Genomic DNA, 16131 nt, shown 5'->3' on the forward strand with positions numbered 1-16131 from the left:
ACCGCGCGAAATCGCGAGCGTCGCGCGCAAATACCGGCGCGGCCAGCTCCCCACGGGGTTTCCCGCCCCGGCCACGGGAATGACATACGGGTTTCGGCAGCAATGGCATGGAACCTGCTGACCACCCTGCATTCCGTGCGGCAACGCCAGCGCTGCACGGCCCACACAGACGCCCATCAAGGGCACGGAGCACAGCGCAATGGACAGGATCGTCGTCACCGACGTGAAGAAGACGTTTCAACTCAAGCCGGGACAGTACGTCACCGTCGATGGCCAGGACACCGACGAGCTGACCGTGCTCAACGGCGTAGACCTCACGATCCGCAAGGGCGAGTTCATCGTGCTGGTAGGCCCCAGCGGCAGCGGCAAGTCCGTGTTGCTGGACATCATCGGCGGCCTGACGCCGGCCTCGCAGGGCGTGGTGCACCTGAACGGCAACCGGATCAGCAAGCCGGACCCGAAGACCAGCTACGTCTTCCAGCAGTACGCGCTGTTCCCGTGGCGCACCGCGCGCGACAACGTGGAATACGCGCTGGAAGTGCGCGGCGTGCCGCAGAAGGAGCGCACCGAGACCGCCCGCCGCTTCCTTGCCCTGTTCGGCCTGCGTGATTTCGAGGACCGCTTCCCCAGCCAGTTGTCCGGCGGCATGCAGCAGCGCGTGGCGATCGCACGCGCACTCGCCGCCAACCCGGAAGTGTTGCTGATGGACGAGCCCTTCGCCGCGCTGGACGCGCAGACGCGCGAGATCCTGCAGAGCGAGTTGCTGAAGATCTGGGGCGAGATCAACACCACCGTCATCTTCGTCACCCACTCCATCGACGAGGCGATCTACCTCGCCGACCGCGTGGTGGTGATGACCGCCCGCCCCGGCACCGTAAAGCAGGTGATCGACATCGACCTGCCGCGCCCGCGCGACGGCGACATCCGCTCCAGCCCGGAATTCAACGCCTACCGCCACCAGGTGTGGGAGGCGCTGCGCGACGAGGTGAACAAGGCGCAGAAGGACTGGGCACTGTCGCCGGCCTTCGGGCATTGATGTAGCGCGAGAAGAGTCAGCAAGGACAACGACGCTGGATTCCCGCTCGGGCGCAGCCCGGTTGACCCTGAGCTTGCCGAAGGGCGGGAATGACGAGGGCGGAGGTTGATCCGTCGTTCCCGCGACAGCGGGAACCCAGCGACGTCAGGACGTTGCCTTCCAGGCGAAAACGCAAGAACAAAGCAAACCCACAGAGAACCCACATGGCATACCTGATCGACAAGCTCGGCCACATCGGCGGCTTCCAGTACCTCGGCCAGACCAGCTCGGTCCCCGGCCGCATCGAGAAGCGCAAGCGTCCGCGCAGCTTCGGCACTTTCGTCTATGGCCTGCCGCTGATCGCGCTGTTCCTGCTCGCCTGGGAAGTGGCGCCGCGCCTGGGCTGGATGAACCCGATCTTCTTTCCCGCCTTCAGCGACGTGCTGGTGGCGCTGCAGGCGCTGGCCGCGTCCGGCGAGCTAGGCACCCACGTCGGCGCCAGCCTGCAGCGCGCGGTCATCGGTTTCGTGCTGGCGGTGTTCACCGCCATCCCCCTCGGCTTCCTGATGGGCCGCTACGGCATCTTCGAGAAGGTGACCGACCTGCTGGTGCAGACGCTGCGCAACACCTCGCAGTTCGCGCTGCTGCCGGTGTTCATCCTGCTGCTGGGTATCGGCGAGGCCTCCAAGATCGCCATCACCTTCTACTCGTCGGTGTTCTTCCTGCTGATCAACACCATCAGCGGCGTGAAGTCGGTGGACCCGCTGCTGCTGAAGGCCGCGCGCTCCATGGGCACGACGGAGGCCGACCTGTTCCGCAAGGTCATCCTGCCGGCGAGCATCCCGTCCATCGTGGCCGGCGCGCGCCTCGCGGTGAAGTCCTCGGTGTTCGCCGTCATCGGCGCCGAGATGCTGGCCGCCAAGTCGGGTCTCGGTTACCTGATCCAGCACTCGCAACTGATGATGCAGACCGCCGACATGTACGCCGGCATCCTCGTGCTGACGCTGATCGGCCTGGCCATCAACTACCTGCTGGTGTGGTTCGAGCAACGCGCCACGGCGTGGAAGGCCACGTCGGAGAGCAGCGTGGCGTAAGCGCTGGAACAGACATTCGTTGACTCCGTCGTTCCTGCGGAAGCAGGAACCCAGTGACGTTCAAGGACGTGAAAGACGCTGGATTCCCGTACGGTCCCCGAGCCTGTCGAGGGGCGCGGGAATGACGGGAAAACGGCCGTTCCCGCACCCGACTCGGCTACTCCAACACACCTCACTCATCTGAACAGAAAGGCACCACCCATCATGTCCCGCATCACCCACACCCTGAAGGCCCTGGCCGTCGCTGCCATCGGCAGCCTGCTGGCATTCAACGCCGCTGCGCAGAGCGCCCCCTCCACCATCCGCATCGGCAGCACCGCGCCGGGCCACCTGAAGTTCATCCTGGCGCAGCACCACGGTTCGTTCGAGAAGGAATTCGCCAAGGAAGGCATCAAGTTCGACCTGCTGCCCTTCACCGGCGGTGGCTCTGAAGCCGTCACGGCACTCGCCACCGGCGCGGTGGAGATCGCCTACATCGGCAACAACCCTGCCCTGCGTGCCGCCGCGCAGAAGGCCAACATCAAGCTGGTGGGCACGTCGAGTTTCGTGCGCAACAGCGGCGCGTACATCATCGTGCCGGTCAATTCGCCCATCAAGACGCTGAAGGATCTCAAGGGCAAGAAGGTCGCCTACCTTGCCGGCACGGTTCGCCACTCCACGCTGACCAAGGCGCTGAAGTCGGTCGGCCTGACCAGCAAGGACATCGAGTCGCTGAACCTGCCCTTCGAGGCCAGCGGCCCGGCCCTGGCACGCGGCGACATCGACGCCATCGTGGAGAGCGACAACGTCGCCGCCACGCTGCTGGAAAAGAACGCCGCCCGCATCCTGCTGGACGCCGGCAACCATCCGGAATGGGCGGCGCCGAACGTCATCGTGGTGAATGGCGACTTCGCGAAGAAGTATCCGGAGGTGCTGAAGCGCGTGCTGAAGGTGGACCTGCAGCTCGCCACCTGGGCGGATGCCAACTACGAAGAGACGGTGAAGATCTTCACCACCCGCACCAAGTCGTCCGAGAAGGCCGTGCGCAACAACTTCAAGGACGGCCGCTTCCACCAGGAGCCGCGCCTGACCGACGAAGTCCTCGCCGCGCTGAAAGCCGAAGAGGAGTTCATGGAAGACGCCGGCCTGCTCAAAGGCTCGGTGGACTACTCGAAGTGGGTGGACAAGAGCTTCGTGGAGTCCGCCTACGCGGGCGCCGCAGCGGCGGCGAAGCAGTAAGCACAGCCCGCAGGTTGCCACGGCGCACCTCGCGCCAGACCTTGCAATGCACACAGGGCCGCCCACCGGGCGGCCCTGTTCCTTTCCGCACCCCGCTGCTTATTCCGCAACAGCGGGCTGGATATGCGAAACAAATCGTTCTGTGGCGGCGGGCTGCTAGCCAGAATCCAGTCGTCCATTTCACCGAGGCATTCGCCATGAGAATCCTGAAGAAACTGCTGCTGTCCCTGAGTGCCCTCGTGGCCACGGCGGCTTTTGCGAACCCCTCCGAATTCCTGGTCAGCACCGACTGGCTGGAGAAGAACCTGAGCGACCCGAAGCTGCGCATCATCGAGGTGAGCGTGAACCCGGGCGTGTATGAGCGCGGCCACATCCAGGGCGCGACCAACTTCTCCTGGCACACCGACCTGGTGGACCCGGTGCGCCGCGACATCGTGAGCCAGCAGAACTTCGAGAGCCTGCTGCGCAAGGCCGGCGTGAACAGCGACAGCACCGTCATCCTTTACGGCGACACGAACAACTGGTTTGCCGCCTGGGGTGCCTGGGTGTTCGACATCTACAACGTGAAGAACGTGAAGCTGCTGGACGGCGGCCGCGCCAAGTGGGAAGCCGAGAAGCGCCCGCTGACGCCGCTGGCCACGCAGCACGCCGCCGGCAACGTGAAGGTCAGCGCCGCCAACAACGCCCTGCGTGCCCGTCTGGTGGACGTGGTGGCAGTGGCCGACAAGAAGAGCAATGCCGCCCTGGTCGACATCCGCTCCGCCGACGAGTACAGCGGCAAGGTGTTCGCACCGGCCGGCGTGCAGGAACTGGCGGTCCGCGCCGGCCACGTGCCGGGTGCGGTCAACGTGCCCTGGGGCCAGGCGGTCGCCGCCGATGGCACCTTCAAGTCAGTGGAAGAGCTGAAGAAGATCTACGGCGCGGTCGGCATCGACGGCAGCAAGCCGGTCATCACCTACTGCCGCATTGGCGAGCGCTCCAGCCACACCTGGTTCGCGCTGAAGAAGCTGCTGGGCTACGACGTGCGCAACTACGACGGCTCCTGGACCGAGTACGGCAACACCGTCGGCGTGCCGGTGACCAACCTGGCCGGCACCGTGTGGGGCGGCAAGTAAGTCAGCCCACGCACGCAAGGATCACCTGCCGCGCCGGTCGGGAGCCCGGCGTGGCTTGTGAGTGAGGTCTCCAAGCCTTTCTCGGGGCGGTGCTTGCACCGCCCGTTTTTTCTTGCAGGGCGACACACCGTAGTCCGGCAGCCTCGTCCTTGCCGCGAAGGCAGGACTGACGACTCCGAAGACTGCCGTTCCTTCGATTCGCGAGGCCACGTGCGCCCCGCTTTTTCAGCCCGCGCCTGTCATGACCTGACAAGGCCAGCCCGACCAACTGAAACGCAGCACACCGCACCACCATGTCGAACACCGCGCTCTCGCCCTTCCCCACTCCACCGCTGAAGAACTGGCTGCCCGCCGTGGTGGTGCTGGTCCTCGCCTTCCTGCTCAGCCGCCATGTCGGTGCCGAACCTACCGGGCGCAACCTTGCGCTGTCGGTGTGGCTGGGCGTGTTCTTCGGCGCGCTGCTGCAGCGCTCGCGCTTCTGCTTCTACTGCGTGAGCCGCGACTTCATCGAGTCGCGCGACGCACGCGGCCTGCTCGGCATCGTCGCTGCGCTGGCGGTGGGCACGCTGGGTTACCACATCCTGTTCGGCGCCTTCCTGCCGGAACCCTCGGCGGGCCGCCTGCCACCGGGCGCGCACATCGGCCCGGTGAGCTGGGTGCTGGCGGTCGGCGCCTTCGCCTTCGGCATCGGCATGGCGATTGCCGGCTCCTGTATCAGCGCGCAGTTCTATCGCCTGGGTGAAGGCCTGCTGTCCGCACCGGTCGCCCTGCTGGGTGCCGCGCTGGGCTTCGTGCTCGGCTTCCTGAGCTGGAACTCGCTGTACCTCGGCAGCCTGCAGGCCGCGCCGGTGCTGTGGCTGCCGCATCACCTCGGCTACGAGGGCTCGGCCTTCGTGCAGTTGCTGCTGCTGGGCGTCGTCGCCTTCGTGCTGGCGAAGCTGCATCGCGCGCCGGCCACCACGACCGACGCGCCCTGGTGGCAGCGCCGCTGGCCCACCTATGTCGGCGGCATCCTCATCGGTGCGCTGGGGGTTGCAGCCTTCCTGCGCGTCGCGCCGCTGGGTGTGACGGCGGAACTGGGCAGCGTCGCCCGCACCACGGCGGACGGCTTCGGCTGGCTGCCCACCCGCCTGGAAGGACTGGACACCTTCCGCGGCTGCGCCACCGCCATCAAGGAAACCCTGTGGTCCAACAACGGCGCCTTCGTCGTCGGCCTGGTGCTGGGCGCCTTCGCCGCCGCACTGTCGGCAGGTGACTTCCGCCCGAAGCTGCCCACGGTGAACGAACTGCTGCGCGCCTTCGGTGGCGGCGTGCTGATGGGCTGGGGCGGCATGGTGGCGCTGGGCTGCACGGTCGGCACCCTGCTGTCCGGCATCATGGCCGCGGCGGTGTCCGGCTGGGTGTTCGCGGTGTTCGCCGCGCTGGGGCTGTATGGCGGCTGGTGGTTGCGCCAGCGCGTCGGCTGAAGCGCCTGCGCTACGCCCGCGCGCGTGGAGACGAGCTGCCGCGAGGGCGCGCCTACGGCAGGCGCGGCAGGGTGAGCACGAACTCGCTGCCCTTGCCCGGGCCTTCGCTGTGGGCCTGGATGCTGCCGCCATGCAGCTCGGCAATCTTCTGCACCAGCGCCAGGCCGATGCCCAGGCCCGCATGGCTGAGGCTGCGGGCGGCCGGTGTCTGCGAGAACATGTTGAAGATGGTGGGCAGCACGTCCGCTGCGATACCGATGCCGTTGTCGCGGACGTGCAGGTGGATATGGTCGTGCTCGATGGCGGCCGACGCGGTGATGAGCCCGCCCACCGGCGTGTAGCGCGCCGCGTTGTTCAGCAGGTTCATGATGGCCTGGGTGAGCCGCAGCGCATCGCCGTTGATCATCATCGGCAACTCCGGGATCTGTACGTGCAGCTGGTGCTGGCGGGCCTCGACCTGCGGTTGCGAGCCTTCCAGCGCCTGGCGGAACACTTCCTGGAAGCTGACTGGCCGGCACTGCAGCACCATCTTGCCGCTGCGGATGCTGGCGGCATCCATCAGGCTTTCGACCAGCAGCGACAGCTGCGTGGTCTGGCGGTCGATCACGTCCAGCGACTTGTGCATGCGCTCGTCCGACCCCTTGTCGAGCAGGCGCAGCACCTGTGCCGACAGGCGAATGGGAGCGATGGGGTTGCGCAGTTCATGCGCCAGCGTGGCGATGAAGTCGTCCTTTCGCTCGTCCGCCTCGCGCAGGCTGGACATGGCCTTGCAACGTTCGGTCACGTCGTAGCCGTGGTGCAGGATGGCGCGGGTGCGGCCCTCCTCGTCCAGCATCGGCTGGTAGATGAAATCCAGGAACACCTCGACCGGCGGCGCGCCCTTGCGGTGGAGCGAGATCGCCACGTCGCGCCCGACGTAGAGCTTGCCGCTGGCGTGCACTTCGTCCAGCAGGGAGATGAAGCCCTGGGGCACGACCTCCGGCAACACGTCCGCCACGGTCTTTCCCAGCACTTCGTCGCGACCGATCAGGGCGTCGTAGGCCTTGTTGGTCATCTCGTAGACATGGTCCGGCCCGCCGGTGAGCGCGACGAACGCCGGGGCGTGGTCGAACAGTTGCTGCAGGGTGTCCACCTGCTCGTGCATCTGCTTCAGCGCCCTGGCTTGCTCGATGTTGGAGCTCTGCAGGCTGTCCACCAGGCCCATGGTCTGCAGCGCGGCGGCTGCGAAGGTGCACAGGCTGCCGACCAGGCGGCGGTCTTCCGCGTCGAAACGCTTGCTGTCGTCGCGGCTCACCACCCACACCGTGCCGACCGGCACCCCTTTCTGGAAGAAGGGCACCAGCAGTACCTCGTGCGGCGCCATGTGCAGGCCATTGATGTAGGGGTAGTGCTCGACCATGCCACGCATCAGCAGCGTGGCGCTGCGATCCAGCACCACGCCGCAGGGGCTGAAAAACCGCGGCATGGTGCCGTTGCGGTAGCGCTCGTATTCACCGGTGGTGGCGATCCAGCGGAACACCTCGGACTCTTCGTCCAGCAGGCTGATGCCGGAGGCGTGCGCGCCGGTGAGTTCACGCGCCGCTTCGGCAAGACGCTGGGCAATCAGCGAAGGCGTGTCGGCCAGGGTCTGCGCAAGCTGCACCAGCGCCGCGCTTTCCGCCTGGTAGTTGGCGGGACGGCCGGGGCGCTCGTCGAGCAGGCCGGTGACGATCACCTGGGAAAGCGGCGTGTCGCCAGGGCAGAACGCTGGTGAGACGGGCGCGGAAGGGTCGGGTGCAGTCATCGGGCAATAACGCGGGCGGAGGGTCGGGCAAACGCCACTCGCCACCCTGCGTGGCGATGCGGCACCGCAAACGCCGTGGATTGTCCCACGCCGCCGCGTGGCTTCGAAACATGTTTTGACACGGTGGCGTGCCGTCGTCACGCCCTGAAGGAGCGCCAAAAACGGACAAGCCGCTCCGGAGAGCGGCTTGTCTGCTGCGGCTGCCGGCGGCCGGCAGCGATGCCGGCGCGCCGCCAACCCGGTGGGGCCGTTCAGGCTGCCACGGCCTGCGAGGCCTGGCGCACGCCGTGGTCGTCGCCATCGCGCCACTTGATGTTGCAGCCGATGGACTGGGTCTGCTTCGCGGGCGCGGACTGGCCGGCCAGCAGCGCATCGACGGCGGCGCGCAGCGAGGCGCCGGTCGGGGCGATGCCGTTCTTCGGGCGGGCGTCGTCGAACTGGCCGTGGTAGTACAGCTTGCCTTCGGCGTCGTACAGGAAGAAGTCCGGCGTGCAGGTGGCGTCATAGGCCTCGGCCACCTTCTGGCTCTCGTCGCGCAGGTACGGGAAGGCATAGCCCAGGCTGCGGGCGGTCTCGGCCACGGCGGCAGCGCCCTCGCCTTCCTTGATCTCTTCCGCGTTGGAGTTGATGGCGACGATCTTCAGGCCACGCTCGGCGTACTCCCTGGCGAACTGGTTGAAGGCTTCGTCGATCAGCTTCACGAACGGGCAGACGTTGGAGATGAAGGCCACCAGCACGGCCTTGGCGCCGGCGAAGTCTTCCAGCGCCACCTCCTTGCCGGTCAGCGGCTCGGGCAGGCGGAAGGGGATGGCGGATGCGCCGAGGACGATGGGGTTCGATAGGGTCTGGGGCATGGTGTGCTCTCCGTGATGTGGGCGGCGGTGTTGGATTGCGGATTTCGTTGCGGTTTTGTTGCGGTGTTGTTGCGTATTTCACTGCGTACTTCACTGCGTATTTCCTTGCGGACGCACGGCGGATGCCACGGCATGCAATGCCGGATGCCGTGCGAACCGTGGTCCCCTGTCGCAGCTTCCGTGCCACCACGCACGGCCGCGCCACAAGCCGCACGGCGCGGCGCTCCCGGCCACCGGCGGCAATCGGGTGGGCCCCGCGACCTGTTGCGCATCCAACACCCGCCATTTGCGGCTGCTGTTTTTTCACCACCCCTGCGTGCGCCTCAACAGACAGTGCAGGCATCGCGAACGACCGGACTGCATGCACGAACGCCCCTGCACGGCGGGTCCGCGCCGGGGCGCCCTGCGCGACAGCGCCGCCACACCACCGTGGCATGAAGGCTGCTAAAGCCTTGCTTCCGTTCCGCCGCGCACCTGCATCCGCCGCCAGCCTGCATCACCACCACGTGACGATGACCCACGCCGCCGCCAACACCACCCGTACCGCCAACACCCCGCCCGCCCGCATCCGCAACTTCGTCGTGTTCAGCACGGGCCAGGGCATCTCGTCCATCGGCACCTGGGCGCAGAAGACCGCCGTCGGCTGGCTGGTGTGGGAGCTGACGCATTCGCCCGCGTGGGTGGGTGCCATCGCGCTGTCCGACCTCATCGCCGCGCTGTGGGTCGCGCCGCTGGCTGGCGTGGTCACCGACCGCAGCAACCCGTATCGCCTGCTGCTCACCACGCAGACGCTGATGATCGTGCTGGCGCTGCTGCTGTGGGGCGTCGTGGCCGCGGGCCTGGCCACTCCCTGGTTGCTGCTCGGCTGGGCCATCCTCGACGCCACGCTGCAGGGCTTCAACCAGCCGGTGCGCATGGTGGCCATCGGGTCTCTGGCGCCGCCGGAGCGTATGTCGCAGGCCATCGCCACCAACTCCATCGCCGCCAACCTGGCGCGCAGCATCGGCCCGGCCATCGCGGGCGTCGTCATGCTGAAGGGCGATGTGGCCGACGTGTTCCTCATCAACGCCGCGTCCTTCGGCGCGATGCTGGGCGCCGTGCACTACGTGCGCCGCTGGCTGGACCGCCCCGGCCTGGTGGATGCCTCCGCCTCGGTGTTCAGCGACATGGCCTCCGGCTTCGCCTACGTGCGCCGCACGCCGGAAATCGCCACCCTGTTCTTCCTCACCCTCGCCTTCGCGCTGCTCGCACGGCCCTTCACCGAACTCTTCCCCGCGCTGGCCGGCGAGGTGTTCAAGGGCGGCCCGCACACCCTGGCCATGCTGATGAGCGCACAAGGCATCGGCGCACTGGTGGGCGCCAGCTGGATGCTGAAGAAGCGCAGCCGCGACGCACTGGTGCGCATCACCTTCTCCGCCGCGCTGGGCATCGCGCTGGCCCTCATCGCCTTCGCCAGCACACGCTGGATCGCGCTCGGCGTCGCCACCATGGCACTGGCCGGCCTCTTCCACGTCGTGTGCAACATCGGCATGCAGTCGATGGCGCAGACCATGAGCGCGCCTAACCTGCGCGGCCGCGTCATGGCGCTGTACGGCCTCCTCTTCCGCGCCGGTCCCGCGCTCGGCGCCTTCCTCATCGGCGTGCTGGCGCACTGGATCAGCCTGCAATGGCTGGTCGGCGCCGCCGCCGCCCTGTTCGGCCTGCTGGTGCTGCGCTTCATTCCCACGGTGCGGCGCGTGTATGCGCTGGTGCCTGCGGGGGTGCGCTGATGCCTCCGCCCTCTCCCGTCGCTGCGCGCCACCCTCTCCCGCACACGGGAGAGGGGACACACACCGCCCTCCTCGACTCCCCTCGCCCCTCTGCGGGACGAGGGAGGGTTTCGCAGAGCACTGCTCAGTGCTGCCGCAGCCGGCTGGCTGTGCAAGACCAGCCGTGGGGCGCGGAGCGGAGGCTGGGCGATAGGGATGTAGTGCGTAGGGTGGGCACGGTGTGCCCACGCGATGCCGTGGCGGTCAATCCCGACGCGTGGGCTCGCCGAGTCCACCCTACGCAGCTGGGTTCCCGCCTTCTCGGAAATGACGAGCGTTGCGCAGGAACGACAAAAGCGTGGCGCGAGATCCGAAGCAGGGAGAGTTCGCGCAGCAACCCACCGCCAAGCCTCGTCCACACCGCGACGCGACATGTGGCAAGGCCACCAGCCAATAGTGGGTTGTCGCTTCGCGCCGAACCCACCCTACACGGACCGGATTCCAGAATCCCGTCATTCCCGCGGAAGCGGGAATCCAGCGTCGTTAACGGTCGCCGGAAAGTCACTGGGTTCCTGTTCGGTCCCCGAGCTTGTCGAGGGGCGCGGGAACGACGAGCCTCTGGAATACCGTCCGAAAGCCGACGAACAGTGATGAGTTCTGCCTCCACCACCTCCGCCACTTACAGAGACATGCCATGAGCACCCACTCCACCAACCCCACCGCCACCAACACCCGCCAGGCCACCCACCCCGTCGCCCCGCAATTCCTCTCCCGCTGGTCCGCCCGCGCACTGAGCGCCGAGACGATCCCCGACGAAGTGTTGTTCACCGCCTTCGAAGCCGCGCGCTGGGCGCCGTCCGGGGGCAATGCGCAAGCCTCGCGCTTCGTCTACGCCAAGCGCGACAGCGCACGCTGGCAGGACTTCCTGGGCCTGCTGAACGAGCGCAACCAGAGCTGGGCGAAGAATGCCTCGGCGCTGGTGGTCGTCATCTCCGCCAAGACGCGCAAGACCGACGACGGCCAGCGCCCGCACCGCTCGCACTCCTTCGATGCCGGCGCCGCGTGGTCGGCCTTCGCGCACCAGGCGCACCTGCTGGGCTGGAGCACGCGCGCGATGGGCGGCTTCGACATCGCCCGCGCCCACACGGTGCTGGGCGTGCCGGAAGACCACAACGTGGAAGTCGTGATTGCCATCGGCAAGCCGGCCGACAAGTCCGTGCTGCCGGAACACTTCCAGGCACAGGAGCAAGCCAACGGCCGCCTGCCGCTGTCGCAACTGGTGGCCGAAGGCAGCTTCGCACCGCTGCAACCCGCCGTGCCGGCCGCGGCCTGACGCCCGTCTTCGTGACCATCGCTCGTGAGCCACACTGCAGACACCACCGCATGAACACGCTCCACGCTCCAACAGGTAGCGACGCCGCCGACGCCCTGCACTGCGATGTGCTCGTCATCGGCGGCGGCCCCGCCGGCTGCTGGGCCGCGCTCACGGCCAGCGAGGCCGGCGCACGCGTCATCCTCGCGGACAAGGGTTACGTCGGCACCAGCGGCGCCACCGCGCCCACCAACTCCACGGTGCACTACATCGTGCCGGACGACCCGGTGCAGCGCGCCGGCATGGTCCGCTCGCGCCTCAAGGAGGGCCAGCCCTTCATCGACCTCGCGTGGGTGGAGCGCGTGTACGACCAGACCGGCGCCAACCTGCAGCGCCTGACCGACTGGGGCTACAAGTGGCCGCGCAACGAGCTGGGCGCGGAGTTCCGCGGCAACCTGCGCGGTGCGGACTACCTGCACTTCCTGCGCCGCCAGTTGCGCGCACACGGCGTGCAGATCCTCGACCACAGCCCGGCGCTGGAACTGCTGCAGGCCGACGACGGCGTGGCCGGTGCGCGCGGCCTGCGGCGTGACACCGGCGCGGCGTGGGAAGTACGCGCCGCATCCGTCGTGCTGGCCACCGGTGGCTGCGCATTTCGCTCCGGCGCCACGGGCACCTTCAACCTTACGGGCGACGGCTACCTGATGGCCGGTGAGGCCGGCGCGCATTTCTCCGGCCTGGAGTTCACCGGCAACTACGCCTTCGCGCCCGCCGACGGTACGCTCACCAAGGGCATCATCTACCGCAGCGCCAGCTTCAGCGACGCGGACGGCAACCCGGTGGAACGACCCAAGGTATTCCGCCTGCTCGCGCAGGGCGCAAAGGCCTACGCGGTGCTCGACAAGGCCGGCGACTACCTGGCCGACGGCTACCGCCACGGCCAGCCCAACATCTTCGTGTACTTCGACCGCCAGGGCAGCGACCCCTTCCGCGACCGCTATCCACTGCGCCTGTACTACGAAGGCACGGTGCGCGGGTCCGGCGGCCTGCTGACCGCGGACGATGGCCACACCACCGTCGCAGGCCTCTTCGCCGCCGGCGACGTCACCAGCCGCGAGCGCGTGGTCGGTCCTGCGTCCTCCGGCGGTGGTCCCGCCTCGTCCTGGGCCAACGCCTCCGGCGTATGGGCGGGCAAGGCTGCCGCCGCGCATGCCAAGCAGATCGGCGCGCTGGCGCACCAACGCGTGCTGCGCGACAGCCATTCGCTCGGCCGCACCTCACCCGCACATGAACAGCAGGCACCCAGCTACGAAGCCCTGCTCGCCCGCGTGCAGGAATACGTGCTGCCACTGCAACGCAACTTCTTCCGCACCGGCGACGGCATGCGCGAAAGCCTCGCCGTGCTCGACACGCTGTGGGCCCAACTCAAGTCCACCGGTGCCACGCCCGCGCTGGATACCACGCCGGTGGAGCGCGCACGCCAGCACATCCGCCTGCGTGAGCTGCAGGCCATGGTCGCCAGCGCCCGCCTGTTCTTCACCAGCGCACTCGCCCGCGAGGAATCGCGCGGCATGCACAAGCGCGAGGACTTTCCGCAGGCAGACGCCGATGCACCGGTCACACACGTGCGCGTCGCCGGCACGCCGGACAACACCGCGCACCCGCTCGACCACATCCGCCAGTGGCGCGCGCCGCTCGCCTGGCAAGCCACCCGTCCTGCGCCCGCCGCCGCCGAAGGAGTACCCGCATGATCGAGTTCATCGACGCCGAGGCCTGCACGCAATGCGACCGCTGCGTGCCGATCTGCCCGGATCTGGTCTTCGACGCCGTGCCCGGCGGCATCCCCGCCCTGGCCCGCCGCGAGGACTGCCAGACCTGCTACCTGTGCGAGCTGTACTGCCCGGTCGACGCCATCTACGTGTCGCCCCGCCGTGAGCCCGAAACGCAACTCGACCGCCAGCACATCATCGACACCGGCCTGCTCGGCAGCTACCGCCGCGCCATGGGCTGGAAACCCGGCAAGCCCGGCAGCATGGACAGCGACCTGTCGTATCGCATGCACGAGGACTTTCCGGGTGGGCTGGGGGATACGTGGAAGCGCAGCGGCGTGGCGGGGAAGTCGTGATCGAGTACGCCGGCACCGACAAGCGCCGCAGCACTCACCACAAGGGCGTAGATTGGGTTGAGCGCAGCGAAGCCCAACACCTCCGCAACGAACATCCGTATGCGGTAACCAGTGTGTTGGGCTTCGCGTTGCTCAACCCAACCTACGATCCACATCCACCGCCCGCCTCCGTCATTTCCGCGCCCGTCGACCCATTCGACAAACTAAGTGACCGAAGCCCGGGGACCGTGCGGGAATCCAGTGTCGTTGAAGTCCGACCATCAACAACAAACCGAACCAACAGAACAAAGTCGCTGGGTTCCCGCACGGTCCCCGAGCCTGTCGAGGGGCGCGGGAACGACGGTGCGCAGTGCGTAGGGTGGGCACGGTGTGCCGACGCGAAGCCAACTCGACGCGTGGGCTCACCGAGCCCACCCTACGAACACCCAGTGTCATCCGCAGGAGCCGCGCCACGTTGATACAGATGACCCGACCCAGATGAAGCATCACCTGTCCGGACAACCGACCGATCCACCACCCAACTCCGTCATTCCCGCGCCCTTCGCCCCCTTCGACAAGCTACCTATACGCGACAACCTTCCACTCACCGTCATTCCCGCGGAAGCGGGAATCCAGTGTCGTTAAAGCTGTACCGCTGAAAGAACAAAGTCACTGGGCTCCCGCACGGTCCCTGAGCTTCGGTCCCTGAGCTTGTCGAAGGGGTCGAAGGGCGCGGGAACGACGATCGAATAGCCAAGCTCGCCCGAAGACTGCGCCTCGCCCTCACAAGAACACCGCACACAACCACACCCCAAGATGTCCACCACCGCCCCCTCCGCCACAACCCCGCCCTCCACCCGCCTCAACCGCGACTCCCGCATCGTCGCGCTCATCGTCGCCAGCGCCTTCTTCATGAACATGCTGGACGGCGCCATCATCACCACGTCCCTGCCGCAGATGGCCGCGAGCTTCGGGGTGGTGCCGCTGGAGATGAGCGTCGGGGTCACCATCTACATGCTGACCGTGGCCGCCTTCGTACCGCTGGCCGGCTGGCTTGCGGACCGTTTCGGGGCGCGCAACATCTTCATGCTGGCGATCCTGGTGTTCACGCTGGCCTCACTCGCTTGCGGGCTAGCGCAGGAGCTGTGGCAGTTCGTGGTGGCGCGTGCGGTGCAGGGCCTGGGCGGTGCGCTGATGACGCCAGTGGGGCGCATGGTGGTGCTGCGCAACGCGCAGAAGTCGGAGCTGCTGCACGCCACCGCCCTCATCTCCTGGCCCGCGCTGTTCGCGCCAGTCATCGGCCCCATGCTCGGCGGCTTCATCACCACCTACGCGTCCTGGCAGTGGAATTTCTACATCAACATTCCCATCGGCCTCGTCGGCCTGTACCTCACCGCGCGCTACATCCCGAAGCAGGGTGACGAGAGCCCGCGCCGGCTGGACCTCATCGGCTTCGTGCTGTCGGCCGGCGGGCTCATGTGCCTGCTCTACGGCATGGAGTCCTTCGCCTACTCGCACGGCAGCCCGGCCATCTCCGCCGCGCTAGTCGCCGGTGGCCTGTTGTTGGGCATCTTCGCGGTGCGCCACCTGCACCGCGCGCCGGTGCCGCTGCTGGACCTGCGTGCCTTCAAGGTGCGCACTTTCTCGCTGTGCACACTGTGGGCCGGCAGCTACTTCCGCACCGCCATCAACGCCACGCCCTTCCTGCTGCCGCTGTTCTATCAGATCGGTTTCGGCCTCAACGCACTGCAGGCCGGCCTCTACGTGCTGGCCTACTTCGCCGGCAACCTCGGCATGAAGACCGTCACCACGCCCACGCTCAAGCGCTACGGCTTCCGCACCGTGCTCGCCATCAACGGCGTGCTCGCCGGCCTGTCCATCGCCGCGTGTGCGTTCTTCACCCCGCAGACTTCGCAGGTGTTGATGCTCGTCGTGCTGTTCATCGCCGGCCTCACGCGCTCCATGCAATTCACCGCGCTCAACACCCTGGCTTTCGCCGACATCCACGCCAGCCAGCGCAGCTCCGCCTCCACGCTCTCCAGCATGCTGCAGCAGGTATCGATGGTGCTCGGCGTCGCCGTCGCCGCCCTGCTGCTCGCGCTGTCGCAGCACCTGCACGGCAACCCCAGCCTGCAGCTCGCCGACTTCCGCATCGCCTTCATCGCCTTCGGCGCGCTGGCCTTCGTGTCCTCGCTGATGTTCCTGACGCTGCCGGAGGACGCGGGGACGGAGGTGAGTGGGCATCAGCCGGCGCGTGATGGCGCGGCAGCATCGCAACGCACGTAGGGCAACCGTCAGATAAGAGTCCTGCTGGCTATCGACTAGGCTCCAATCATCGCCAGCCGGCAGGAGCATCATTGGGTTGACGCTCGATACTTGAGCCTGCGCGACTATTCGAGCAGCAGGAAAGATCCGGCGAAAG

12 protein-coding genes are annotated in these 16131 nt (G+C 67.5%); 10 read left to right on the top strand and 2 right to left on the bottom strand.

Annotated elements, in window-relative coordinates; translation table 11 throughout:
• The first annotated feature begins 199 nt into the window (after positions 1 to 199).
• From VVD47_RS05655 to VVD47_RS05675, 5 genes are all read left to right on the top strand, one after another.
• The gene (locus VVD47_RS05655; protein ID WP_327602421.1) at positions 200 to 1036 is read left to right on the top strand and encodes an ABC transporter ATP-binding protein; all 837 of its coding nucleotides are present in this window, start codon (positions 200 to 202) and stop codon (positions 1034 to 1036) included.
• Positions 1037 to 1239: 203 nt separating this feature from the next.
• Positions 1240 to 2109 (top strand): ABC transporter permease, encoded by an 870-nt coding sequence (locus VVD47_RS05660; RefSeq protein ID WP_327602422.1) that lies wholly within the window; start codon positions 1240 to 1242, stop codon positions 2107 to 2109.
• Positions 2110 to 2313: 204 nt separating this feature from the next.
• Positions 2314 to 3327 (top strand): aliphatic sulfonate ABC transporter substrate-binding protein, encoded by a 1014-nt coding sequence (locus VVD47_RS05665; RefSeq protein WP_327602423.1) that lies wholly within the window; start codon positions 2314 to 2316, stop codon positions 3325 to 3327.
• Positions 3328 to 3524: 197 nt separating this feature from the next.
• Positions 3525 to 4442 carry a sulfurtransferase gene (locus tag VVD47_RS05670; protein ID WP_327602424.1) on the top strand — a complete coding sequence of 306 codons (918 nt, stop codon included), beginning with the start codon at positions 3525 to 3527 and terminating at the stop codon, positions 4440 to 4442.
• Positions 4443 to 4735: 293 nt separating this feature from the next.
• Positions 4736 to 5908, top strand: a complete 1173-nt coding sequence (locus VVD47_RS05675) for a YeeE/YedE family protein (RefSeq protein ID WP_327602425.1) — start codon at positions 4736 to 4738, stop codon at positions 5906 to 5908.
• A 52-nt stretch (positions 5909 to 5960) separates the two neighbouring features.
• Here VVD47_RS05675 and VVD47_RS05680 read toward each other — a convergent pair whose 3' ends face one another.
• Both VVD47_RS05680 and VVD47_RS05685 read right to left on the bottom strand, forming a co-directional pair.
• Positions 5961 to 7691 carry a sensor histidine kinase gene (locus VVD47_RS05680; RefSeq protein ID WP_327602426.1) on the bottom strand — a complete coding sequence of 577 codons (1731 nt, stop codon included), beginning with the start codon at positions 7689 to 7691 and terminating at the stop codon, positions 5961 to 5963.
• Positions 7692 to 7942: 251 nt separating this feature from the next.
• Positions 7943 to 8545, bottom strand: a complete 603-nt coding sequence (locus tag VVD47_RS05685) for a thioredoxin family protein (protein WP_327602427.1) — start codon at positions 8543 to 8545, stop codon at positions 7943 to 7945.
• A 434-nt stretch (positions 8546 to 8979) separates the two neighbouring features.
• Between VVD47_RS05685 and VVD47_RS05690 the strand changes: the two genes are divergently transcribed.
• The 5 genes from VVD47_RS05690 to VVD47_RS05710 all read left to right on the top strand — a co-directional run bounded on the left by VVD47_RS05690 (position 8980) and on the right by VVD47_RS05710 (position 15995).
• Positions 8980 to 10314, top strand: coding sequence for an MFS transporter (locus tag VVD47_RS05690; protein WP_327602428.1), 1335 nt, complete (start codon positions 8980 to 8982; stop codon positions 10312 to 10314).
• A 673-nt stretch (positions 10315 to 10987) separates the two neighbouring features.
• Positions 10988 to 11626, top strand: coding sequence for a nitroreductase family protein (locus VVD47_RS05695; RefSeq protein WP_327602429.1), 639 nt, complete (start codon positions 10988 to 10990; stop codon positions 11624 to 11626).
• Positions 11627 to 11676: 50 nt separating this feature from the next.
• On the top strand, positions 11677 to 13356 hold the full coding sequence (locus VVD47_RS05700) for an FAD-binding protein (protein ID WP_327602430.1): 1680 nt from the start codon (positions 11677 to 11679) through the stop codon (positions 13354 to 13356).
• Positions 13353 to 13730, top strand: a complete 378-nt coding sequence (locus VVD47_RS05705; RefSeq protein ID WP_327602431.1) for a ferredoxin family protein — start codon at positions 13353 to 13355, stop codon at positions 13728 to 13730. Before VVD47_RS05700 ends, VVD47_RS05705 begins: the two co-directional genes overlap by 4 nt.
• Positions 13731 to 14525: 795 nt before the next feature.
• On the top strand, positions 14526 to 15995 hold the full coding sequence (locus VVD47_RS05710) for a DHA2 family efflux MFS transporter permease subunit (protein WP_327602432.1): 1470 nt from the start codon (positions 14526 to 14528) through the stop codon (positions 15993 to 15995).
• Positions 15996 to 16131 lie beyond the last annotated feature (136 nt).

Origin of the sequence: Uliginosibacterium sp. H1 (assembly GCF_036017065.1) — a bacterium.
Lineage (GTDB): Bacteria > Pseudomonadota > Gammaproteobacteria > Burkholderiales > Rhodocyclaceae > Uliginosibacterium.